The sequence below is a fragment of the Planotetraspora phitsanulokensis genome (assembly GCF_016863295.1).
Taxonomy (GTDB): Bacteria; Actinomycetota; Actinomycetes; order Streptosporangiales; family Streptosporangiaceae; genus Planotetraspora; species Planotetraspora phitsanulokensis.
On sequence record NZ_BOOP01000020.1, the window covers coordinates 119,707 to 142,333 of the forward strand.

The following is a 22,627-nucleotide window of genomic DNA, read 5'->3' on the forward strand; positions in this document are numbered from 1 at the left end:
GCGTCGGCGCGGCCCCGAGGACCTCTATGTGCGGACCACCGCCACCCCTCCGGGCGGGACGGTGGCGGATCCCCGGTGTTCCACGCCGTCGAGCAGGCCGGTTCCCGTCACGCCGGGAACCGTGACCGGCCGGTCGCCGTGGTTGAAGAGGAACAGATGGGCGCCGCGGCGGACGACCTCGACGTCCTCGGGAACATCCGCGAGCCGCCGTACGCCCGCGTGGTCGAGCACCTCCCCGAGCAGCCCCCGCAGGCCGTACGGGCCGCGCGGCCCGGAGCCGGAAGCCTCGTCGAGGGCGGTCGCAACGTACCAGGCCGCACCGGCGCCGAGGTCGTGCCTGGTCACCGCGGGGTGACCGGCGTCGGGACCGTCGGCGAACGTCCACAGGGCCGCCGCCTCCCCGAGCCGGACGCGCTCGGACCAGATCCGGCCGGCGTACTCCCCGGCACCGGAGCTCACGGCGACCGTTCCGTGCTCACGGAGCGGATGGAACTCCTCCACCGACAGGCCGAGCACCTCGCGGAGCACACCCGGGTACGGGCCCCCGTGGATGGCGTCGTTCTCGTCGACGATGCCGGAGAAGAACGAGACGAGCAGGTGGCCTCCCGCCTCGACGTAGCGGTGCAGGTTCTTGGCCGACCCTTCGGTCAGCAGGTACGCGCTGGGCACGACCACCAGCCGGTACGCGGACAGGTCGGCCGACGGGTGGACGAAGTCGACGGTGACGTGCTCACGCCACAGGGCCTCGTAGAACGCGCCCACCCGCTCCCGGAACCCCAGGTCCGCCGAGGGACGCCACTCCAGTTCGAGGGCCCAGTACGACTCCCAGTCCCAGACGACGGCGACGTCGGCCTCGACGCGCGAACCGCGGACCGGGGCCAGGCGGCCGAGGTCGGCTCCCAGGTCGACGACGTCCCGCCACACCTCGGAGTCGGTCCCGGCGTGGGGCACCATCGCCGAATGGAACTTCTCCGCGCCGTGGCGTGAGGCGCGCCACTGGAAGAACATCACCGAGTCCGAGCCCCTGGCGACGTGCGCGAGGCTGTTGCGCCGCATCTCCCCTCGGCGTTTGGCGAGGTTGCGGGGCTGCCAGTTGACCGCGCCCGTCGAATGCTCCATCAGCATCCACGGCCGGCCGCCGGAAACCGAGCGCGTGAGGTCCGCCGCCATCGCCAGCCCGATGTGGGCGTCGGGCGTCTCCGCGTCGAGGTAATGGTCGTTCGCGACGACGTCGACCTCGGCCGACCACCGCCAGTAGTCCATCGGCTTGCAGTTGGGGATCATGAAGTTGGTGGTCACCGGCAGGTCGCTGAACCGCCGGACGGCCTCCCGCTCGCGCCGGTAGTTCGCGATGTGCGCGTCGACGGAGAAGCGCATGAAGTCGAGCTGGAGTCCGGTCAGCAGGCCGGGCGGGGCGAGCAGCGGCGGTTCGACCTCGTCGAACGAGCCGTAGGTCAGGCCCCAGAACGTGGTCCCCCACGCGGCGTTGACGGCGCCGACGTCCCCGTACCGCTCTCGCAGCCAGGCGCGGAACGCCTCCGCGGAGGTCGGGCAGTAGCAGTGCGCGTTGGCCCAGCCGTACTCGTTGTGCACGTGCCACATGGCCAACGCCGGGTGACCGGCGTACCGCTCGGCCAGCCGTCCGGCCACGCGCTCGGAGGCGGCGGCGTATTCGGGCGAGCTCGGGCAGAAGCTGTGGCGGGTGGCGCCGCCGAGCACGTGGCCCTCCCGGTCCACGAGCCGGCTTCCCGGGTGGCGGTTGCGGAACCACACGGGCGGCGAGGACGTCGGGGTCCCGAGGTCGACCTTGATGCCCTCGGAGTGCAGCAGGTCGAAGATCCGGTCGAGCCGGTCGAAGTCGTACACGCCCTCCGCGGGTTCGATCAGGCCCCAGTTGAAGACGCCGACCGTGACCAGGTTCACCCCGGCCTGCCGCATCAGCCGGACGTCCTCCTGCCACACCTCCTCCGGCCACTGCTCGGGGTTGTAGTCCCCCCCGTATGCGAGGCCCTCGGGCAGGGCGGGATATCCAGGCAAAGCTCCCCCTCAACTTGTTCTGTGAACGTGCACAGTAATCCAGCCACTCGGGAGAGAAAAGAGTCGTCGCAAACATCGCAGATCAAGGCGTCAGTTAACGACAACGTAACGAGCATTGACACCCGCAGACCGGGATTCCAGTCTGTGAACGTTCCCAGACTGTTGACGTCTCCCCACCCCCATGGAGGCACGTATGCGTTCAGGTCGGCTCGCAGTGGCGGGGGCCGCGGTCCTCGCCCTCGCCTTATCCGCCGGATGCTCGAGCGGATCGCAGGAATCGGCCGCGCCGACGGCCGCCCAGACCTCCGCCGCGGGGCCGGTCACGCTCACCTACTGGAGCTGGGTCCCCAACATGGACAAGATCGTGGCGGTCTGGAACAAGGCGCACCCCGACATCCAGGTCAACGTGAGCAAGCAGGCCGGCGGCGACGACGCGGCGGCCAAGTTCCTCACCGCGGCCAAGGCAGGGAACCCGCCCGACCTGATCCAGGCCGAGTACCAGATGTTGCCGTCGTTCGTGGCCGCCGACGCCGTCGCCGACCTCACGTCCGGCACCGCCCAGGTCAAGGGCGAGTTCGGCGAGGGGGTCTGGGGCCTGGTCACCCTCGGCACGGACGCCGTCTACGCGATCCCGCAGGACAGCGGCCCGATGATGCTCTACTACCGCAAGGACCTCTTCGAGAAGTTCGGCGTCGAGGTGCCCAAGACGTGGGACGAGTACGCGGAGGCCGCCCGCGCGGTGCACAAGGCCGACCCCAAGGTCTACCTCGGCACGTTCTCGAGCAAGGACCCCGGCTCGTTCGCCGGTCTGGCCCAGCAGGCGGGCGCCCAGTGGTGGTCGATCCAAGGTGAGTCGTGGAAGGTCGCCATCGACGACGCCGCGACGAAGAAGGTCGCCGACTACTGGGGCGGCCTCGTCAAGGAGGGGGTCATCGACGACCAGCCGTACTTCACCCCCGAATGGAACAAGGCGCTCAACGACGGCACGCTGCTGACCTGGCCGTCCGCCGTGTGGGGTCCGGGAGTCCTGTCGAGCAACGCCCCCAAGGGCAAGGGCAAGTGGGAGATCGCCCCGCTGCCGCAGTGGTCCGCCGGTGAGAACGCCACCGGGTTCTGGGGCGGCTCGTCGACCGCCGTCGCCCAGAAGTCGCCCAACCAGGCGGCCGCCACGCAGTTCGCCACCTGGCTGAACACCGACCCCGAGGCGCTGTCCCTGCTGGTCACGGAAGGCGCGGTCTACCCGGCGGCGACGAAGGGCGGCGCCGCGCTGACCAGCGCCCCCGACTACTTCTCCAACCAGCCGGACTTCTGGCAGCAGACCGCCGCCATCTCCGCGACGGCCCGGGGCTTCACCTTCGGACCGGACGTCAACGTGACCTACAACGCCTTCAAGGACGCCTTCGACAAGGCCCTGCAGAACGGGTCCTCGTTCTCCGACGCCGTCGGGGTGATGCAGGAGACGACCGTGGCGGACATGCAGAAGTCCGGATTCCAGCTCGCGCGATGAGAGCGCACCGGCCGAGCGGCGCCCGCGGTGCGGGCGCCGCCCCCTACCTGTTCCTCGCGCCGGCCGTGGTGCTGTTCACGCTGTTCACCGCGGTCCCCATCGTGTACACCGCCTACCTCAGCCTCCGCAGGACGAAGGTCTCGGGTCTCGGCCTCGGCCGCGGGGCGCGCAGGGAGGTCTTCGCGGGTCTCGACAACTACAGTGCGGCGCTCGGCGACGGCGAGTTGTGGGCGGGCTGGCTGCGCGTGCTCGGCTACGGCGCGATCGTGCTGACCGTCATGCTCGGCCTCGCCCTGCTGTTCGCGCTGCTGCTCGACTCGGCACACGTACGGCTCGCCCGGTTCTCGAGGATCGCCCTGTTCCTCCCGTACGCCGTGCCGGGCGTCGTGGCGACGTTGTTGTGGGGCTTCCTCTACCTGCCCAGCGTCACGCCCCTGCGCGACCTGGGTGTCGACGTCGTCCTGCTCGGCCCGGGCACCGTCACGTTCTCCATGGCCAACATCGCGATCTGGGGCGGCACCGGTTTCAACATGCTGGTCCTGTACACCGCGCTGCGGGCCGTCCCGCGCACCTACTACGAGGCCGCCCGCATCGACGGGGCGAGCGAACGCCACATCGCGCTGCGGATCAAGATCCCGATCCTGATGCCGGCGATCATCCTGACGACCGTGTTCTCGGTCATCGCCACGATCCAGGTGTTCACCGAGCCGACCGCGCTGCGCCCGCTGACGAACACGATCAGCTCCACGTGGAGCCCGCTCATGAAGGTCTACCGGGACGCGTTCGTCAACGGCGACCTGTACTCGGCCGCCGCCACGTCGATCGTCATCGCGGCGATATCCCTCGTCCTGTCGTTCGGTTTCCTGCGCGTCGTCCGCGACCGCGCGTTCCAGGAGGGCTGATGGCCGTCACCACCCGAGCCGTCGCGACCCGCCGCGTGCTCAAGAGGCCGCTCCGGCCGTACGGCGTCGCCCCCACGGCGATCCTCCTGCTGGGCGCGGTCTACTGCCTCCTGCCGGTGAGCTGGGTGCTGGTCGCCGCCACCAAGTCGAAGGCCGAGCTGTTCTCGACGTCGACCTTCGCTCCCGGCACGGGACTGATGGCCAACCTCGCCGACCTGGCCGCCTACCGCGGCGGCGTGTTCTGGCTGTGGATGCTCAACACGCTCGTCTACGCGGGCGGCGGCGCGCTGCTGTCGACCGCGGTCTCGGCCGTGTCCGGCTACACCCTCGCGAAATACCGGTTCCGGGGCAGAAACCTGATCTTCAACGTGCTGATCGGCGGCATCCTCGTGCCGTCGGTGGTGCTGGCGATCCCGCAGTACGTGCTGTTCTCCTCGATCGGGCTGGCCGGTTCCTACTGGTCGGTCCTGCTGCCCCAGATCCTGCATCCGTACAGCATCTATCTGGCCCGGGTCTACGCCGGTGCGGCGATCCCCGACTCGCTCCTCGAGGCGGGCCGCATCGACGGGGCGGGGCACTGGCTGCTGCTCCGCCGGGTCGCACTGCCGCTCATGCTGCCGGGCATGGTCACGATCTTCCTGTTCCAGTTCGTCGCGATCTGGAACAACTTCCTGCTGCCGTTCATCATGCTCGGCGACGACCACACGTTCCCGCTCACTGTCGGGCTCTACACGCTGCTCGCGGCGGGGGCCAACCAGCCGGCGCTCTACAACCTGATCATCACCGGCGCGCTGGTCTCGCTCATCCCGCTGATCGCGCTCTTCCTCACGATGCAGCGGTACTGGCGCACCGATCTGTCCAGCGGCGCCGTCAAGAGCTGAGTGACAATACCGGCATGGCAAAGCGTCCGACCATTCACGACGTCGCGGCGGTGGCGGGCGTCTCCCGGGGCACCGTCTCCCGCGTGCTCAACGACGATCGGTACGTCAGCCCCGCGGCCCACGCCGCCGTCCGGCGCGCGATCGCCGAGACCGGCTACGTGGTCAACCGCAACGCCCGCAGCCTCGTCACGCAGCGGACCGGGTCGGTCGTCATGGTGCTGTCCGAGCCGCACGAGAAGCTGTTCGAGGACCCCAACTACAGCGTGACCATCCGGACGGCGGTCCGGCGGCTGGCCGAGCGGGACATCTCGCTGGTGATGATGGTGGCGGGGGACGACGGCGACCGCGACCGGGTGATCCGCTACGTCCGGGGCGGCCACGCCGACGGCGTGTTCCTGCTGTCCACCCATGCGGGCGACCGGATGGTGGACGCCCTGGTCGACATCGCGATTCCGGCGGTCGCCCTCGGCGCGGTCGTCGGCAGGGAGAGCGTGATCCCGCACGCGGCCGCCGACGACCGGGAGGGCGCCCGTCAGATGACCCGCCATCTCATCGAGGCGGGCCGCAAGAAGATCGCGACCATCACCGGGCCGATGGACACGCCGGGCGGCATCCAGCGGTTGGAGGGCTTCGCGGACGTCCTCGGCCGAAAGGCGTCCAGGAAGCTGATCGAGCACGGCGACTGGACCCAGCTGAGCGGGGAGAGCGGGATGGCCCGGCTTCTGGAGCGGACGCCGGATCTCGACGCCGTCTTCGTGGCCTCCGATCTGATGGCCGCCGGCGCGCTGGCCACGCTGCGCGCGGCCGGGCGGCGGGTGCCGGACGACGTGGCGGTCGGCGGCTTCGACGACTCGTCGGTCGCCCTGTCCACCCATCCCCCGCTCACCACGATCCGCCAGCCGCTCGCCGAGGTCGCGGAGGAGACCGTGCGCCTCCTGCTGGCGCTCATCGACGGAGCGGAGCACGTGGAGTCCGTCATCCTCCCCACGCGGTTGATCGTCCGCGAGTCCGCCTGACGTCTCATCCGGACCGCTTTGCCGTGATCCGTACGGATGGGTGGACACCCGAAAGGGACGACGTATACGACAAGTGGATAATTGGGCAGAGGATGGTCGTCGCCGCGACGGCTCCAAGGCCCGTCAGTCGCTCTACGGCCTGGAGCGCTTCCTGCGCGAGAGCGCGCTGCCCCGGCGCACGATCCATCCGGTCAACTGCGGGTCAGCCAGATCAACGGGCGCACCTACCGTGTCGAGGCGCACAGCCGTAAGACCAAGGGAGGAGGGGGAGACCGACCAGCGCCTGTTCACCGTTGCGGCCTGGCGGGACGCACCGTTCCATACCGACGCCCAATGAGCGGCGCTCGCGCTCGCCGAGGAGTCCACCCACCCGAACGACCGGCCCGACCCGGTGCCGGACGAGGTGGGGCAGGGGCCGCCGAGCACTACGACGAGGAGTCCCTCGCCGTGCTCGTGGTGGCGATCAACGCTTGGAACAACATCGCCGTGACCACCCGGATGCGGCCGGGCTCGTACCGCTGACGCCGCGATCAGCACCGCGCCGGCGCATACCGCCGGCCTGCGCGCCGCACCACCGGCACTGCAAGCGGAAAACAAGAGGACCGCAAGCGGGAGGGAGCATAGTCTGCTCACCATCGTCGTAAGGAGGCACGGATCATGAGACGCATAAGGATCTCCCGGCCACGCCGCTTCCGCCGCGTCACCGGCCTGTACGACCTCGATCTGCGCTCCCCCTCCGGCCGCCACCTGCCTTACTGATCTCTTTACGCTTGCTTTACGCGGCCACCTGTATCTATCTGGGACGGATAACGGAACCATCACGGTCGGGGGGTCTACATGCTCAAGGTGGTGCCGTCACTCGCCAAGGTCAGGGACATCGGGCCGGCTCTGCGCCGCAGGCCCGTCCTGCCCAGCCGCAAAGTCGTCGATCTGCGGGCCTACACGGGGGCCAACGTCATCCGGCTCCCGCGCACCTCGGGTCCGACCCCGGCGGCGTGATCGGATCAGCGGCTCGTCCCTGAGGCTTCCGGCAGGCTTCGTCGTTGGGTTAGATGTCACCTTATGAGTGAACTGTCGGCTACCAGCCGAACCCGTCACCGGCGGCTCCGGGAGCAGGGCCGTACCGACCGCGAGGATCTCTTCGCGGTCCTGCGCGCCGGGTTCGTCTGCCACCTGGGGATCGTCGTCGACGGCGACCCGATGGTGGTGCCGACCGTCTACGGATTCGACTCCGGCCACATCTACGTGCACGGATCGGTCGCCAGCCGCAGCCTCACCTCCGGGGCGACGGCGTGCGTGACGATCACCCACGTGGACGGCCTCGTGCTCGCCCGCTCGGTGTTCGAGCACGGGGTCAACTACCGCAGCGCCATGATCTACGGCGTTCCGCGCGTGCTGGACGGCGAGGACAAGCTGACGGCACTCCAGTGCCTGACCGAGCACGTCGCCCCCGGCCAGTGGGACTACGCGCGCCGCCCCAACCGCAAGGAGCTGGCCGCCACGACGATCCTGGCGATCCCCCTGGAAGAGGCCTCCGTCAAGGTACGGCAGGGCCCGCCGGACGACGCCGACGATCCGCACGACGTCTGGGCGGGTGTGCTGCCGCTGTCGACCTCGTGGCGGGAACCGGTGACCGACCCGCGGGCGACCCGCCCGGTCCCCGACCACGTCGCCCGGCGGACGTACGGCGATCAGGGAGTCTGACCCAGCGCCCGGCGGATGAGATCGTCGCTCAGCGCGCGCAGGCGGGCGCGCGCCTCGGCGTCGTACGCCTGGGAGTCGGCACGGGCCTCGCGGGTGCCGTTGAAGTAGCGGCCGCTCGGGACGTCCTCGTCGATGAGGCGCAGGGTCGCGTCGCCCCCTTCCTTCACCGACGAGAGGATGGGAGCGCCCGACTGACGGACCATCGCGGTGTCCATGTAGGTCGCCGGATGCAGGGCGGTGACCGACACCCCTTCGGCGGCCAGTTCGGCCGCGAGGTCGACGGTGAACATGATCTGCGCCAGCTTGCTCTGTGAGTACGCCCGCTGCCTGCCGTACTCCTCGGTGAGCAGGGGGTCGCCGAAGTCGATCGCCTGCTGACCCGCAGACGCCACGTTCACGATCCGGGCGGGCGCCGACCTGACCAGCAACGGGACGAGCCGCCGGGCCAGGTGACGACCGGCCAGATAGTTCACCGCGAACCTGAGCTCGATGCCGTCGCGGCTCTCCTCCCTGCCGGATCCGGGCACTCCCCCGCCGATGCCCGCGTTGTTCACGAGCACGTCCAGCCGGTCGAACCGCTCCTCGACCTCAGTGGCCATGCGGTCGACCTGCCGCAGGTCGGCCAGGTCCGCCAGCACACTCTCCGTGGTGCCGCCGATCTCCTCGCGCACCCGTCGCACCCGGTCGGCGTCCCGGCCATGGACGATCACCCGGTCGCCCCTTTCCGCGAGGCGTCCTGCCAGGTGACGGCCCAGGCCGTCCGTGGCGCCGGTGATGAGAATCGTCCTCATGCCGTCCCCCTGATTAAATCGAGACATTATGCCTCGTAAAGGCTAAACGAGACACGGTGTCCTGTAAAGTGGCCGCATGGTCGGCAGACCTCGTAGCGAAGAGTCCCGCAGGGCCATCCTTCAGGCCGCCCTGCGGCTGTGCGACCGCGACGGCTATCCGAACGTGACGCTCAAGGCCGTCGCCGCGGAGGCCGGGACCGGGCGGCAGACGCTCTACCGGTGGTGGAACACCAAGGCCGACGTGCTCCTTGAGGCGATGACCACCATCGTCGCCCCCGGTCTCCCGCCGTCGCCGCCCGACCTTCGATCGTTCCTGATGGACACCTTCGCCCTGACGGACGGCGTCGCCGGACGAGTGGTCGTCGGCCTCATGGCCGAGGCCCAGAGCGACCCGGACCTCGCCGAACGGTTGCGCATCGGGCTCATCGGTCCTCGGCGAGCCGCGCTGAGGGGCGTGCTGGAGAGCTCCGTCTCCTCCCACTTCAACCTCGACCTGATCGTCGACATGATCTTCGGGGCCATGTGGTACCGGCTGCTCAACCGGCACGCGCCCGTCGACGCCGCCCTCGCCGAAGAGATCACGGAACTGGTGGAAGCTCACCTGAGGCGGGACACCGGCAGGTCCCGCACCTCACCGCGACGGTCCATCCGCAGCTGAAGCGGCGGATATCCCGGAGCCTCGAAGCGCAGAGACCGGTACAGGCTCATGCCGTCCTGAGTGGCGTTGAGGCTGATCACCCCGACCTCCGTCTCGTCACGGAACCAGTCGAGCAGCGCGACCAGACAGGCCCTCGCGTACCCCAGCCGCCGGCTGCGCACGTCCGTGCTGATGTTGAAAACATGGCCGTGACCTCCGCCGACATTCGTCGGGCTGGGTGCGCGGTCCTCGCAGATCCCCGCGGCGCAACTCACGACTCCCAGGTCGGGATCGTCGGCCACGAACACCGCGAACCGCGACGGGTCCCTCAGCCGCTCTTCGAACCATGAGACGGCGCCGTGACGCCATGCGGCGTCCTCGCCTCCGATGTCGAGGCCCATCTCCCCGAGCATGAGCGCGCGGAGCCGTACCAACGCGGGGACATCGGCCGGGACGGCCCGCCGGACCGGCGAACCGGCCCGGGCCTCGGAGCCGTCGGCGGAGCCGGGACCCTCGACCTCCGCGCCTGAGCCTGACGTTTCCCGGCCACCTGAGTCTTCGCCTGAGACCGACATGCTCCCAGCGTGCTCCCGCCGTCTCACGGACGACGGCGGGAGCCGACCGGCCGGTGGGCGGGCCCGAACAGCCGCTTGTGGTGCTCCTCGGATTCCTCTGGCGCGACGGCCCGCTCATCGACGGCCCGTGGTGCAGGATGGTAGACGTGACCCCTTTGCCAGCGGTCGTCCAGCCGGATCAGGAACTCATCACGGAGATCCTCGACGAGCTGGATCTCGAGCACACCGTCGACTCCGAGGGGGATCTCGCGATCTCCACCTCGGAACTGACGATCTTCTTCCTGTTCGGCTCGGAGGGCGACCTCTTCACGATCCGGACGTTCTACGACCGGCATTACTCCGTCGACGAGAAGCCGACGTTGCTCACGGCGCTGAACGAGTGGAACGCGGACACCATGTGGCCGAAGGTCTACGCGTTCACCCCGGACAGCGGCCTGATCCGGGTCATCGGCGACGCGCAGCTCTACATCGGCGCCGGCGTCACCCGAGAGCACCTCACCACGGTCATCGCCCATTGGGTCAGGTTCGCGATCAAGTTCCACCGCTGGCTGGACGACCGCCTCGCCTTCGAGGCCGACTGAGCCACCCCGGCCGGCCCTCGGACGGCGACCGAGCCGCGGTCAGCCTTGAGCGAGGGCTTCCTTCAGCGTCTCGACCGTGAAGCGCGGACCGTAGGCCGGCTTGTCCCGCTGGAACCTGCGGCCCTCGGCGAGCGGACCGGCGTCGACCACGTCGAAGCCGAAGGAGTCGATCAGCTCGGTGACGGCCTTCTTGGCCTCCGCGTCGTCGCCCGCGATGGGCAGCGCGCGCCTGCCTTCGGTGCCACTCGGAACACCCTCTTCGCCCAGCTGGGCGTAGTGGATCGAGTTGAACGCCTTGACCACCCGGGACGTGGGCAGGTGGGCGGCCAGCGTCCCGCTGTCCGTCGTCTCACCCGAGTCGATGTCCGGGAAGCGCCCGTCGCGCTCGTGGTAGTAGTTGTTCGTGTCGATCACGATCTTGCCGGCGAGCGGCTCAACCGGAACCTCACGGTAGCGGCCGAAGGGGATCGTCACGACGACGATGTCTCCGGCCGCCGCCGCCTCGGCCGCGGTCGCCGCACGTGCCCCGGGGCCGAGTTCCGCGACCAGTTCCGACAGGGTCTCCGGGCCGCGGGAGTTACTCACGACCACCGAGTGGCCCGCGGCCAGCGCCAGCTTCGCGACCGTGCCGCCGATGTGCCCGCTGCCGATCAGTCCAATAACCATGGCCGCTGCAACGCACTGCCGGCAGGCCACATTCCCAGCTCAGCGCAGTGTGCGGAAGAACTCCCGCACATCGGCGACCAGCAGGTCAGGCGTCTCCATGGCCGGGAAGTGGCCGCCCGTGTCGAATTCCGACCAGTGACCGATCTCGTTCTCGGGGTCGAGCAGGCTCCGGATGCCGTTGTCGGCGGCGAACACCGCCACTCCGAGCGGCCCGGACGGGCTCAGCCGGCCGTGCCCACCCTCCCCGCCGGATTGAGCGACGAACTCCTTGAAGGCCTTCATCCCCTCATAGCCGAAGTTGGCCGAGGAGGCGCCCGAACCCGTGAACCAGTACAGGCTCACCCCGGTGAGCAGGTGGTCCCGGTCGACGGCGTCCTCCGGGAGCGCGGCCGCCGGGTCCGTCCACTCGCGGAACTTCTCGGCGATCCAGGCCAGCTGCCCGGCCGGCGAGTCGTTCAGCGAGTAGGCGAGGGTCTGCGGCCGGGTGGACTGGATCTCCAGGTAGCCCATGCCGTCCGACTGGAACGCGTTGAACCGTTCGGCGCGGACCCGGTCGGCCTCGCCGAGCCCGTCGAGCGGCACCGGCGGCCCGAAGGGGACCGGCCCCGGTCCGTTGATGTGCACACCGGCGACGCGGCCCGGCGCCAGCATCGCGAGCATTCCCGACACCCCGGATCCGATGTCGCCGCCCTGCGCGGCGAACCGGTCGTAGCCGAGCCGGTCCATCAGCTCGATGAACGCACCGGCGATCCGGAAGATGTTCCCCCAGCCCTGCTCGCGGACCGGGTTGGAGAACCCGAAGCCCGGCAGCGAGGGAACCACCACGTGGAAGGCGTCCGCGGGGTCGCCGCCGTACGCCCGGGGGTCGGACAGCGGGCCGACGACCTTGGCGAAGTCCACGAACGAACCGGGCCACCCGTGCGTGAGGATCAGCGGCAGGGCGTCCGGCTCGGGTGAGCGGGCGTGGACGAAGTGGAAGTCCTGGCCGTCGATCGTCGTCATGAACTGCGGCAGCTTGTTGAGCTCCGCCTCGTGCTCGCGCCAGTTGTAACCGTCGCGCCAGTACGCGGCGAGCCCCTTCAGGTACTCGAGGGGGACGCCGCGGGTCCAGCCGACGCCGGGGATCTCCCCGGGCCACCGAGTACGGCCCAGGCGGTCGCCGAGGTCGTCGAGGTCGGCCTGCGGAACATCGATGCGGAACGGGCGGATGTCTGTGGTGTTCTCCATGACGGCGACGTTGTCACCTCATGCGGAAAGCTTCTTTCCGCGTTCGATGAGATGGTGAAGAAATGCTGGAAACCTCGGCACGTCTCCTGCGTCTGCTGTCGCTGCTGCAGACCCGGCACGACTGGACTGGGCCGCAACTCGCCGAACGGCTCGGCGTGACCACCCGGACGATCCGCAACGACGTGGAACGGCTGCGCTCCCTCGGCTATCCCGTGCACGCGAGCCCGGGCGCCGCCGGCGGCTACCGGCTCGGCGCGGGCACCCGCCTGCCCCCGCTGCTGCTCGACGACGAGGAGGCCGTCGCGGTCGCGGTCGGGCTCCGGACGGCGGCGGGCGGCAGCGTGTCCGGCATCGAGGAGACCTCACTGCGCGCGCTGGCCAAGCTCGAGCAGGTGCTGCCCGCACGACTGCGGGACCGGGTCAACACGGTGCAGAGCCAGACGGTCGCCATCACCGGGACGGGCCCCACGGTCGACCCCGCCGTGCTGACCGTCCTCGCGGGGGCCGCGCGCGACCGTCAGCGGTTGCGGTTCGACTACACGGGCCACGACGGTACGGCAGGCAGGCGCGAGGTGGAGCCGCACCGCCTCGTGCACGCCCGCGGCCGCTGGTACCTCGTCGCCTGGGACGTCGACCGGCGGGACTGGCGGACGTTCCGGGCCGACCGCATCGAGCCCAGGACGCCCACCGGCCCGAGGTTCGCTTCCCGGGAGCTTCCCGACCTCGAGACGTACGTCATGGCCGGGCTGGGGCAGGCCACCTGGAGGTACCGCGCCCGCGTGACCGTGCGCGCGCCCGCCTCCGCCGTCGTCGGACGGCTGCCGCCCGCCATCACGGTCGAGGCGGTCGACGACCAGACCTGCGTGATCACCGCGGGGTCGGACACCCCGCACATGCTCGCCCTCTACCTGGGCATGCTCGACGCCGACTTCGAGGTCACGGAACCGCCCGAGCTCGTAGAGCACATCCGCCGGCTCGGCGAGCGCTACTCCCGCGCGGCGCCGTGATCACGTCCCGGAGCCGCGTAGGAGGTCGTTGAGCTCGCCGTAGCCGATCGCCTCGGCGAGAGTTCCGTACGTGCCGGTCGTGAGCACCTCTCGCGCGCCGCGCCGGACGACCGTGTACGCGGCCTCGGCGATGGACGAGCCGAGGCTGACCCGCGCGACCCCCAACTCGGCCAGCTCCGTGACCGTTCTGGCGCCCGGACCGGCGAGCACGTTCAGCGGCGCCCCGACTCCCTTCACCAGTGCCAGGACGAGCACAGGGTCGGTGACGCCGGGCACGAAGATCCCGTCCGCGCCGGCGGCAACATAGGCCTCGGCACGGCTCAGGGTGTCCGCCAGACGGGTCTCCGCGTCCCCGGAGGACAGCAGGTAGGTGTCGATCCTGGCATTGATGAACAGAGCGGCCGGATCGGCCGCCTCCCGGGCCGCCGCGATCCGTTCCGCCTGCTCCCCCACCGCGCGGAGCGCCCCCGGCCCGGAGTGACGAGCGTCTTCGATGTTGATCCCCACGGCTCCGGCGGCGACCACGTCCCGGACCGTCGTGGCGACCCCGCCGGGATCGTCCGCGTAACCGCCTTCGATGTCCGCGGTCACGGGAACCCCCACCGCGGCGGCGACCCGGGCGACGAGGCCGACGGCGAGGTCGCGGTCGAGCCGGCCGCCGTCGGCGGCGCCGAGACTCCACGCGACGCCCGCGCTGGTCGTGGCGATCGCCGCGGCGCCCTCGTCCTCCACCACGCGCGCGCTCGCCACGTCCCACGCGTTGGGCAGCACGAGCGGGCGGCCACTCTCGTGCAGGGCGCGGAACAGCCGGGCGCGGTCGGTCGAGGACGCGGTCTGAGTATGTGAAATGGACATACGTGCATTCCAGCGGGAGCGACCGGCGGAGGTCTGGCGAGATTCCGACATCAACGTCATCCAAGGGCCATGTCGACGTTGATGTCGGATTTCCGCTAGCTTGCGCGGATGGCCGGCCGCACAGTTGTTGACATGCATGATGACCGGGACCGATGCGTGCGAGCCGTGCAGTCCAAGGACGCCCGGTTCGACGGATGGTTCTTCACCGCGGTCGTCACCACGGGCATCTACTGTCGGCCGAGCTGCCCGGGCGTGCCGCCCAAACCGGAGAACATGCGCTTCTATCCGACCGCGGCCGCAGCGCAGCAGGCGGGATTCCGGGCGTGCAAACGGTGCAGGCCGGACGCCAGCCCCGGGTCTCCGCGATGGAACGAGCGCGCCGACGTCGTGGCCCGGGCGATGCGCCTGATCGCCGACGGCGTCGTCGACCGCGACGGCGTCTCGGGTCTCGCCACCCGGGTCGGGTACAGCACCCGCCAGATCGAACGGCAACTCCTGGCCGAGATGGGCGCCGGTCCGCTCGCCCTGGCGCGGGCCCAGCGCGCCCAGACGGCCCGGATCCTCATCGAGACGACTTCCCTGACCATGAGCGACGTCGCCCACGGCGCCGGGTTCGGCAGCGTGCGGGCGTTCAACGACACCGTCCGCGAGGTCTTCGCCCTGACCCCGAGCGAGTTGCGGGCACGCGCCGCCCGCGGGCATCAGGCCGCGACCCCCGGAGTCCTCTCTCTGCGCCTGCCGTTCCGGGCGCCGCTGTGCCCCGCCAACCTCTTCGGCCATCTCGCGGCCACCGCAGTCCCCGGAGTGGAGGAATGGCGGGACGGCGCCTACCGGCGGACGCTCCGCCTTCCCCGCGGACACGGCGTGGTCGCGCTGCGGCCAGAGCACGATCACATCGCCTGTGTGCTCACACTGACCGACCTGCGCGATCTGTCGACCGCCATCACGCGGTGCCGCCAACTGCTCGACCTGGACGCCGATCCCGTCGCCGTCGACGACCTGCTCCGCCGCGACCCGGTCCTCGCCCCGCTCGTGGACAAGGAGCCCGGACGCCGGGTGCCTCGGACCGTGGACGCCGACGAGTTCGCGGTGCGCGCGGTGCTCGGCCAGCAGGTCTCCACGGCCGCGGCACGCACCCATGCCGGACGGCTGGCCGCGGCCTATGGCCGGCCGATCACCGACCTGGGAGGCGGGCTCACCCACCTGTTCCCCGACGCGGCGGCCCTGGCCGAGCTGGACCCGGCCGGGCTCGCCCTTCCCCGTGCGCGCCGCGAAGCCGTCGTCACGCTGGTCAGGGCTTTGGCAAGAGGAGACGTCGACCTCGGCGCGGGCAACGACTGGCAGCGCGCCCGTGCCCAGCTCGCCGCCCTGCCCGGGCTCGGACCGTGGACCGTCGAGACCATCGCCATGCGCGCCCTCGGCGACCCGGACGCCTTCGTGCCCGGCGACCTCGGAGTCCGCGTCGCCGCCCGAGAGCTGGGCCTGCCGGCGACCCCCGCCGCGCTGAGCCGGCACGCCGCCGCCTGGCGGCCCTGGCGCGCCTACGCCGTACAACATCTGTGGGCCACCGGCGATCACCCGATCAACCGCATGCCGGACACGCCCCCGACGAAAAGGATTCTGTGATGATCGCGAAAGCCCGCACGGGGCACCGTACGCACACCGTGGTGGACAGCCCGGTGGGCCCGCTCACCCTCGTGGCGCTGGACGGCGTCCTGAGCGGGCTCCACATGGAGGGGCAGCGGCACCGTCCTCCGGAGGAGAGCTTCGGCGACCTGGACGACACGGCGTTCGACGACGTGAGCGAGCAGTTGGCGGCCTACTTCGCCGGGCTGCGCACGACGTTCGACCTCCCGATGAGGCTGGTCGGCACCCCGTTCCAGCAGCGGGTCTGGGCCGCCCTTCGCGAGATCCCCCACGGCGAGACGATCTCGTACGGCGAACTCGCCGAACGGATCGGGCAGCCGGCCGCCGTCCGGGCGGTGGGCCTGGCCAACGGGAGGAACCCGATCGGGATCATCGTGCCCTGTCATCGCGTCGTCGGCGCCACGGGCAGCCTGGTGGGCTACGGGGGCGGGCTGGACCGCAAGCGGCACCTGCTCGCCTTCGAGCGGCAGGTCAGCGGGAGCACGCTGTTCTGACCCCGGCCGGCGCGATATCGAGAGGCGCCGCCGCAGGGCCGATCACTAGCGTGTCCGCCATGGAACCGTTCGGGCGTTTCCTCAACGTGGTCGATGTGGAGGCCACCTGCTGGGCCGGCCCGCCTCCGCCGGGGCAGACCAGCGAGATCATCGAGATCGGGCTCTGCGTCGTCGACCTGGAGTCGCTGGAGCGGGTGTCGCGTCACCGGCTGCTGGTCCGCCCGGCCCGGTCGAGGGTCGGCGATTTCTGCACCGGGCTGACCGGTCTGACTCAGCGGGAAGTCGACGGCGGCGTCGGATTCCAGGAGGCGTGCGACATCCTCAAGCGCGACCACTACGCCCGGCACCGGACCTGGGCGAGCTGGGGCGACTACGACAGGCGGCAGTTCGCGCGGCAGTGCGCGTCCGGCGGCTACCCCTTCGGTGCCCGGCACGTCAACGCCAAGCTCAGGTTCTCCGAGACGTACGGCCTGACGCGCAGGCTGGGCATGAAGGCGGCCCTGGAGCACGCCGGATTGCCGTTGGAGGGCCGCCACCACAGCGGAGCCGACGACGCGTGGAACATCGGCGCTCTCGTCCTGCGGATGGCGCGCGCCCAGCGAGGCCGGCCGGACGACCCCTGGTCCCCTCCTCGCGCGAGACACGCCGAAGGGGGAACGGCCGGAGCCGCTCCCCCTTCGGAGTCCGCCTGATTCAGCCGGAGCCGATCAGGTCATACGCCGGACGCGTACGCGCCCGATCTCAGTTTTCGAGCTCAGCTGCAGCCGCTGGTGCTTCCGCAACCCTCGCAGACGTAGCAGCTACCGGCGGGCCGCATCTTGGTGCCGCAGGTCATGCACAGCGGGGCGTCGGCCGTACGGCCCGCGTGGCTCTCCAGCGACGGGATGAGCTCCAGCTCCTGACGTGAGGAGGCAGGAGCCTCGACCGCCGGCTTGCCCTCGGCCGGCTTCTCCTCGATCGGCGCCGACTGGGCGAGCGCGGCGGTGTCCACGACGTCCTGGAGCGCCGCCGGGTCCTCCCCTCGCGCCTGAGCCGTACGCTCGGCGGCCGAGTAGATGCCCAGCGCCGCGCGGTCCTCGTACGGCAGGTAGTCGAGGGCCAGTCGCCGGAAGATGTAGTCCATGACGGACTGCGCCATCCGGACGTCCGGGTCGTCGGTCATCCCGGCCGGCTCGAACCGCATGTTGACGAACTTCTGGACGTAGGTGTCCAGCGGCACGCCGTACTGCAGGCCGATCGAGATGGCGACGGAGAACGCGTCCATGACACCGGCGAGCGTGGACCCCTGCTTCGACATCTTGAGGAAGACCTCGCCGACGCCGTCGTCGGGGTAGGAGGACGCCGTCATGTACCCCTTGGCGCCGCCGACCGTGAAGCGGGTGGTCAGGCTGGGCCGCTGGTTCGGCATCCGGCGGCGCGTCGGCCGCGGCACCTCGATGACCTGGACGGCGGGCGTCTCCGCCGTCGCCTCCTCCGCCGGCTTCTTGGCCGCCGACAGCGGTTGGCCCACCTTGCAGTTGTCGCGGTAGACGGCCAGCGCCTTCAGGCCGAGCTTCCAGCCCTGCTGGTAGACCTGCTCGATGTCGTCGATCGTGGCCGACTCCGGCAGGTTGACCGTCTTGGAGATCGCACCGGACAGGAACGGCTGGGCGGCCGCCATCATCCGGACGTGTCCCATCGGGGCGATGGCCCGCTCGCCCATGGCGCAGTCGAACACCTCGTAGTGCTCGCTCCGCAGGCCGGGGGCGTCGACCACGTGACCGTGCTCGGCGATGTACTCGACGATCGCCTCGACCTGCTCCTCCTGGTAGCCGAGGCGCCGCAGCGCCCGCGGGATCGTCTGGTTGACGATCTGCATCGAGCCGCCGCCGACGAGCTTCTTGAACTTGACCAGGGCCAGGTCGGGCTCGATGCCGGTGGTGTCGCAGTCCATCATCAGGCCGATGGTGCCGGTCGGTGCGAGCAGCGAGGCCTGCGCGTTGCGGTAGCCGTTCTTCTCACCGAGCTTGAGGCACTCCTGCCACTGCCGGGTGGCTTCGGCGTGGATGGTCCTGTCCATGTCGTCGAGCGTGCGCAGGTCGTCGTTGGCCGCCGCGTGCTTGCGCATGACCCGCTTGTGCGGCTCGGCGTTGCGCTCGTAGCCGTCGTACGGGCCGACGATCCCGGCCAGTTCGGCCGAGCGGCGGTAGGACGTGCCGGTCATCAGCGACGTGATCGCTCCGGCGATGGCCCGGCCGCCGTCGGAGTCGTAAGCGTGGCCGGTGGCCATCAGCAGCGCGCCGAGGTTGGCGTAGCCGATCCCGAGCTGGCGGTACGCACGGGTGGTCTCGCCGATCTTCTCCGTCGGGAAGTCCGCGAAGGTGATCGAGATGTCCATCGCCGTGATGATCAGCTCGGTCAGCTTGACGAAGTTGGGCACGTCGAAGGTGTCGTCGTCGCCCAGGAACTTCAGCAGGTTGATCGAGGCCAGGTTGCAGGACGAGTTGTCCAGGTGGAGGTACTCAGAGCACGGGTTGCTGGCGGTGATGCGCCCGGTCTCCGGGCAGGTGTGCCAGTCGTTGATCGTGTCGTCGTACTGGAGACCGGGGTCGGCGCACTCCCAGGCGGCCTTGGCCATCTTGCGGAAGAGCGACTTCGCGTCGACCTCCTCGATGACCTCGCCGGTCAGGCGCGCCCGGAGGCCGAACTTGCCGCCGGCCTCGACGACGCGCATGAACTCGTCGGAGACGCGGACCGAGTTGTTGGCGTTCTGGTACTGCACGGACACGATGTCCTTGCCGCCCAGGTCCATGTCGAAACCGGCGTCGCGCAGGGCACGGATCTTGTCCTCTTCCCGCGCCTTGGTCTCGATGAACTCCTCGATGTCGGGGTGGTCGACGTCGAGCACGACCATCTTCGCGGCCCTGCGGGTCGCGCCACCCGACTTGATCGTCCCGGCGGAGGCGTCGGCGCCGCGCATGAAGGAGACGGGACCGCTGGCGGTGCCGCCGCTGGACAGCAGCTCCTTGGACGAGCGGATGCGGGACAGGTTGATGCCCGAGCCGGAGCCGCCCTTGAAGATCACACCCTCTTCCTTGTACCAGTCGAGGATCGCCTCCATCGTGTCGTCCACGGCGAGGATGAAACAGGCCGACACCTGCTGCGGAGACAGCGTGCCGACGTTGAACCACACGGGCGAGTTGAAGCTGAAGATCTGGTGGACCAACGAATGCTTGAGCTCGTGGTCGAAGATCTCGGCGTCCTCGTCGGTGGCGAAATAGCCGTTCTCCACGCCGGTCTGCGTGTAGACGCCCACCACCCGGTCGACGAGTTGCTTCAGGCTCCACTCGCGCTGCGGCGTGCCGACGGCGCCGCGGAAGTACTTCGTCGTCACGATGTTCGCGGCGTTCACGGACCAGAACTCAGGGAACTCGACGCCGTGCTGTTCGAAGTTGACCGAGCCGTCGCGCCAGTTCGTCATCACGACGTCGCGGCGCTCCCAGCGGATCTCGTCGTAGGGGTGCACCCCCGGCGTCGTGAAGATGCGCTTCATCTTGAGGCCCTTGCGCGGACGCTTTCCCCCACGGCCTCCGCCGGCCGTCCCCCCGGTTCCTGTCGCGGTGCCGTTCACGATCTCCGTCATGACTTCCCCCTTCAAGGGCCCGGTGGGAGCCCCTTGTCGGACCACATGTCTCTATAACCACGCCGACGTGCCGGCCCGTACCCGGCACAAGGGCGGGCTGTTACTGATCGGCCGAGGCCCGAGCCACTCTGAGCTGCTCGATCTCGGCCTCGAAGTCGGCCAGCGTCTCGAAGCCCCGGTAGACCGAGGCGAATCGCAGGTAGGCCACCTCGTCGAGATCGCGGAGCGGACCCAGGATGGCGAGGCCGACCTCATGTGAGGCGATCTCCGCCGCTCCGGTGCCCCGGATGGTCTCCTCCACACGCTGCCCCAGTTGCGCGAGCGAGTCCTCGCTGACCGGCCGGCCCTGACAAGCCCGCCGGACCCCGGCGATGACCTTGTCCCTGGAGAACGGCTCGGTCACGCCGCTGCGCTTGCTCACCATGAGGAGTACGGTCTCCTGGGTGGTGAACCGGCGCCCGCATTCGGAGCAGGTCCGCCTGCGGCGGATCGCCGCCCCGTCCTCGGTCGACCGGCTGTCCACGACTCGCGTGTCCGGATGACGACAGAACGGACAGTACATGTCATCACCTCCCGGGACCGCACACCGTAACCACTAGGTGTGGTGAACTTACATCGGTGTGACTACTAGATGTTGTGGTCCAACCGTAGAAGTGCCCGACCATGAACGCAAGTCGACCCGCCCCGCCACGCCGAAGTCGCTGTTCAGCCCGCGTGTCACAGGAGTCTCCCCGCGTGTCACGGAAGATTCGCCTGGGGCATTCCGCTCGGGACGTAGAGCCGGGTGCCGGGACGGATGAGCGAGTCGGACAGCCCGTTGAGGTTCATGATCTGGCGGACCATCGCGGCGGGATCGCCGTCGTCGCCGACCGCGTTCGCGATCTTCCAGAGCGTGTCCCCGCGCTGGACGTCCACGTACGGCAGGCCGTCGTGGGCCGGCGACGCCGGGCCGGTGGAGGCGGTCACCGCGGCGAGGGTGCCCAGCCACAGGACTCCGAGCGTCACCAACGTGACGGCCGTGACGAGCACCACTTTTCCCCGGCGGGTCAGCCGCAACGGGGGGGCCGTGTGTCCGCGCACGACGGCGCCCGGACGGGCCGCGTTCTCCGTCTGGGACCCTCGGCCCGCCACTGGACCGGGGCGGGACACGCCGCCGATCCCGGGAACGCTCGCCCCACCGATTCCTGTGACGTTCGCGGTGCGGGGCGACCCGCCGATCCCGGAGACGTTCGATGAGCGCGGCGACCCGCCGACCCCGGTGGCGTTCGCGGTGCGGGGCGATCCGCCGCGGAGGCGAGCCGGCTGCCGCCGGGAACGCGACGTCGGCCGGACGAACTCCCGGACGTTGTTCGGAAGCTCCGGCGTCTCCCGCGCATGCGCACGGGCATCGGGCGCGCCATGGATTTCGGCGGCACCCTCACGGATTTCGCAAGCGTGTTCCCGAGCGCCATGCACCCGTTCACGGCCCTCACGGGACCGCGAAACGTCTGAATTGATACGGACAATACGGGGGACGTTGGGCTCCGGCCGCACGATGGCCTCCCTTAACTGTTCCTGAGCTGCATGGACACAGTTGAAAAGAAGATCGGAAAATCGAACACGATGTCGATCGAACTCCCGTACGATGTTGTACACCACGGTGCCCACGATTTCGAGGACTATCGAACAATTGTTTGATATTGATCTTGAATCGAGGTACCGTCGCTCTGAGCGACATGAGGAACACGGATTGAGAGGTGGCAACGTGAGCGACCGAACGGAGCAGGCGGAGAATGTCAGCGATCTCGCCGTTCGCCGGCGTGACTCGCTTGGTCTCACCCCGAGGCAGCGCAAGATCCTCGAGGTGATCCGCGACTCGGTCCAGCAGCGGGGCTACCCGCCGTCCATGCGGGAGATCGGTGAGGCGGTCCAACTGACCAGCACCTCGAGTGTGTCCCACCAGCTGACGGCGCTTCAGCGCAAGGGGTACCTGCGGCGCGACCCGCATCGCCCCCGGGCGCTGGAGGTCAGGTTGCCGGGCGAGCCGGTGCTGTGGGTGGATCCCGACGCGGCCGAGGAGGAGGCCGGGTTCAACCGGCCGACGGCGGCCTATGTGCCGCTCGTCGGACGCATCGCCGCCGGTGGGCCGATCCTGGCCGAGCAGAGCATCGAAGACGTCTTCGCGCTGCCCAAGCAGCTCGTGGGCGAGGGCACGTTGTTCCTGCTGCAGGTCACCGGTGACTCGATGATCGAGGCGGCGATCGCCGACGGCGACTGGGTGGTCGTCCGGCAGCAGCCCGTGGCGGACAACGGCGACATCGTGGCCGCCATGATCGAGGGCGAGGCCACGGTCAAGACCTTCAAGCGCAAGGACGGGCATGTGTGGCTGGTGCCGCACAACCCGAGCTACGAGCCGATCCCCGGCGACGAGGCGACCGTGCTCGGCAAGGTCACCGCGGTCCTGCGCAAGCTCTAGCGAGGCGCCTGCGCTCCGCGGCG

Annotated in this window: 23 protein-coding genes; 14 read left to right on the forward strand and 9 right to left on the reverse strand. The window is 69.9% G+C overall.

Annotated features, from left to right (window positions below):
* Positions 1-24 precede the first annotated feature (24 nt).
* Positions 25-2,037 carry a beta-galactosidase gene (locus Pph01_RS21750; RefSeq protein WP_239116904.1) on the reverse strand — a complete coding sequence of 671 codons (2,013 nt, stop codon included), beginning with the start codon at positions 2,035-2,037 and terminating at the stop codon, positions 25-27.
* A gap of 193 nt (positions 2,038-2,230) precedes the next feature.
* On the opposite strand from Pph01_RS21750, the gene Pph01_RS21755 reads away from it, so the two are divergent.
* From Pph01_RS21755 to Pph01_RS21785, 7 genes are all read left to right on the forward strand, one after another.
* Positions 2,231-3,544 (forward strand): ABC transporter substrate-binding protein, encoded by a 1,314-nt coding sequence (locus Pph01_RS21755; RefSeq protein ID WP_204074971.1) that lies wholly within the window; start codon positions 2,231-2,233, stop codon positions 3,542-3,544.
* Positions 3,541-4,446 (forward strand): carbohydrate ABC transporter permease, encoded by a 906-nt coding sequence (locus Pph01_RS21760; protein WP_204074972.1) that lies wholly within the window; start codon positions 3,541-3,543, stop codon positions 4,444-4,446. The genes Pph01_RS21755 and Pph01_RS21760 overlap by 4 nt, the downstream gene beginning before the upstream one ends.
* Positions 4,446-5,327, forward strand: coding sequence for a carbohydrate ABC transporter permease (locus tag Pph01_RS21765; protein WP_204074973.1), 882 nt, complete (start codon positions 4,446-4,448; stop codon positions 5,325-5,327). Before Pph01_RS21760 ends, Pph01_RS21765 begins: the two co-directional genes overlap by 1 nt.
* A gap of 14 nt (positions 5,328-5,341) precedes the next feature.
* Complete coding sequence (locus Pph01_RS21770; protein ID WP_204074974.1) at positions 5,342-6,343, forward strand: LacI family DNA-binding transcriptional regulator; 1,002 nt, start codon at positions 5,342-5,344, stop codon at positions 6,341-6,343.
* 333 nt (positions 6,344-6,676) lie between these two features.
* Positions 6,677-6,865: a hypothetical protein gene (locus Pph01_RS42875; protein WP_239116905.1), complete on the forward strand. Its 189-nt coding sequence runs from the start codon at positions 6,677-6,679 to the stop codon at positions 6,863-6,865.
* Positions 6,866-7,180: 315 nt separating this feature from the next.
* The gene (locus Pph01_RS21780) at positions 7,181-7,342 is read left to right on the forward strand and encodes a hypothetical protein (protein ID WP_204074975.1); all 162 of its coding nucleotides are present in this window, start codon (positions 7,181-7,183) and stop codon (positions 7,340-7,342) included.
* A 63-nt stretch (positions 7,343-7,405) separates the two neighbouring features.
* Positions 7,406-8,047, forward strand: a complete 642-nt coding sequence (locus Pph01_RS21785; protein WP_204074976.1) for a pyridoxamine 5'-phosphate oxidase family protein — start codon at positions 7,406-7,408, stop codon at positions 8,045-8,047.
* Here the strand turns inward: Pph01_RS21785 and Pph01_RS21790 are convergent.
* The gene (locus Pph01_RS21790) at positions 8,035-8,838 is read right to left on the reverse strand and encodes an SDR family NAD(P)-dependent oxidoreductase (protein ID WP_204074977.1); all 804 of its coding nucleotides are present in this window, start codon (positions 8,836-8,838) and stop codon (positions 8,035-8,037) included. The genes Pph01_RS21785 and Pph01_RS21790 overlap by 13 nt on opposite strands.
* Before the next feature lie 76 nt (positions 8,839-8,914).
* On the opposite strand from Pph01_RS21790, the gene Pph01_RS21795 reads away from it, so the two are divergent.
* Positions 8,915-9,496, forward strand: coding sequence for a TetR/AcrR family transcriptional regulator (locus tag Pph01_RS21795; protein WP_204074978.1), 582 nt, complete (start codon positions 8,915-8,917; stop codon positions 9,494-9,496).
* Here Pph01_RS21795 and Pph01_RS21800 read toward each other — a convergent pair.
* Entirely contained in the window at positions 9,436-10,050 is a 615-nt protein-coding gene (locus Pph01_RS21800; RefSeq protein ID WP_204074979.1) for a GNAT family N-acetyltransferase, read from the reverse strand. The genes Pph01_RS21795 and Pph01_RS21800 overlap by 61 nt on opposite strands.
* Positions 10,051-10,196: 146 nt before the next feature.
* On the opposite strand from Pph01_RS21800, the gene Pph01_RS21805 reads away from it, so the two are divergent.
* Positions 10,197-10,631, forward strand: a complete 435-nt coding sequence (locus Pph01_RS21805; RefSeq protein WP_204074980.1) for a YbjN domain-containing protein — start codon at positions 10,197-10,199, stop codon at positions 10,629-10,631.
* A gap of 39 nt (positions 10,632-10,670) precedes the next feature.
* On the opposite strand, the gene Pph01_RS21810 is transcribed toward Pph01_RS21805, so the two are convergent.
* Together Pph01_RS21810 and Pph01_RS21815 are read right to left on the reverse strand one after the other, a co-directional pair.
* Positions 10,671-11,297 carry an NADPH-dependent F420 reductase gene (locus Pph01_RS21810; RefSeq protein ID WP_204074981.1) on the reverse strand — a complete coding sequence of 209 codons (627 nt, stop codon included), beginning with the start codon at positions 11,295-11,297 and terminating at the stop codon, positions 10,671-10,673.
* 39 nt (positions 11,298-11,336) lie between these two features.
* Positions 11,337-12,524, reverse strand: coding sequence for an epoxide hydrolase family protein (locus Pph01_RS21815; protein ID WP_204074982.1), 1,188 nt, complete (start codon positions 12,522-12,524; stop codon positions 11,337-11,339).
* Positions 12,525-12,586: 62 nt separating this feature from the next.
* On the opposite strand from Pph01_RS21815, the gene Pph01_RS21820 reads away from it, so the two are divergent.
* The gene (locus tag Pph01_RS21820) at positions 12,587-13,531 is read left to right on the forward strand and encodes a helix-turn-helix transcriptional regulator (RefSeq protein WP_204074983.1); all 945 of its coding nucleotides are present in this window, start codon (positions 12,587-12,589) and stop codon (positions 13,529-13,531) included.
* Here the strand turns inward: Pph01_RS21820 and Pph01_RS21825 are convergent, their stop codons facing one another.
* On the reverse strand, positions 13,532-14,386 hold the full coding sequence (locus Pph01_RS21825) for an isocitrate lyase/PEP mutase family protein (RefSeq protein WP_204074984.1): 855 nt from the start codon (positions 14,384-14,386) through the stop codon (positions 13,532-13,534).
* Positions 14,387-14,518: 132 nt separating this feature from the next.
* Here Pph01_RS21825 and Pph01_RS21830 point away from each other — a divergent pair, with 132 nt between their 5' ends.
* The 3 genes from Pph01_RS21830 to Pph01_RS21840 are packed head-to-tail and all read left to right on the forward strand — an operon-like array spanning position 14,519 to position 17,219.
* On the forward strand, positions 14,519-16,012 hold the full coding sequence (locus Pph01_RS21830; RefSeq protein ID WP_204074985.1) for a DNA-3-methyladenine glycosylase 2 family protein: 1,494 nt from the start codon (positions 14,519-14,521) through the stop codon (positions 16,010-16,012).
* Positions 16,012-16,527: a methylated-DNA--[protein]-cysteine S-methyltransferase gene (locus tag Pph01_RS21835; protein ID WP_204074986.1), complete on the forward strand. Its 516-nt coding sequence runs from the start codon at positions 16,012-16,014 to the stop codon at positions 16,525-16,527. The genes Pph01_RS21830 and Pph01_RS21835 overlap by 1 nt, the downstream gene beginning before the upstream one ends.
* Before the next feature lie 59 nt (positions 16,528-16,586).
* On the forward strand, positions 16,587-17,219 hold the full coding sequence (locus tag Pph01_RS21840) for a 3'-5' exonuclease (RefSeq protein ID WP_204074987.1): 633 nt from the start codon (positions 16,587-16,589) through the stop codon (positions 17,217-17,219).
* Positions 17,220-17,281: 62 nt separating this feature from the next.
* Here the strand turns inward: Pph01_RS21840 and Pph01_RS21845 are convergent, their stop codons facing one another.
* The 3 genes from Pph01_RS21845 to Pph01_RS21855 form a co-directional block, all read right to left on the reverse strand.
* The gene (locus Pph01_RS21845; protein ID WP_204074988.1) at positions 17,282-20,149 is read right to left on the reverse strand and encodes a vitamin B12-dependent ribonucleotide reductase; all 2,868 of its coding nucleotides are present in this window, start codon (positions 20,147-20,149) and stop codon (positions 17,282-17,284) included.
* A gap of 100 nt (positions 20,150-20,249) precedes the next feature.
* A complete protein-coding gene (nrdR, locus tag Pph01_RS21850; protein ID WP_204074989.1) occupies positions 20,250-20,711 on the reverse strand; it encodes a transcriptional regulator NrdR in 462 nt (153 codons plus the stop codon).
* Positions 20,712-20,887: 176 nt separating this feature from the next.
* Positions 20,888-21,229: a LysM peptidoglycan-binding domain-containing protein gene (locus tag Pph01_RS21855; RefSeq protein WP_204074990.1), complete on the reverse strand. Its 342-nt coding sequence runs from the start codon at positions 21,227-21,229 to the stop codon at positions 20,888-20,890.
* A 664-nt stretch (positions 21,230-21,893) separates the two neighbouring features.
* Between Pph01_RS21855 and lexA the strand changes: the two genes are divergently transcribed.
* Entirely contained in the window at positions 21,894-22,604 is a 711-nt protein-coding gene (lexA, locus tag Pph01_RS21860; protein ID WP_204074991.1) for a transcriptional repressor LexA, read from the forward strand.
* Positions 22,605-22,627: the final 23 nt, after the last annotated feature.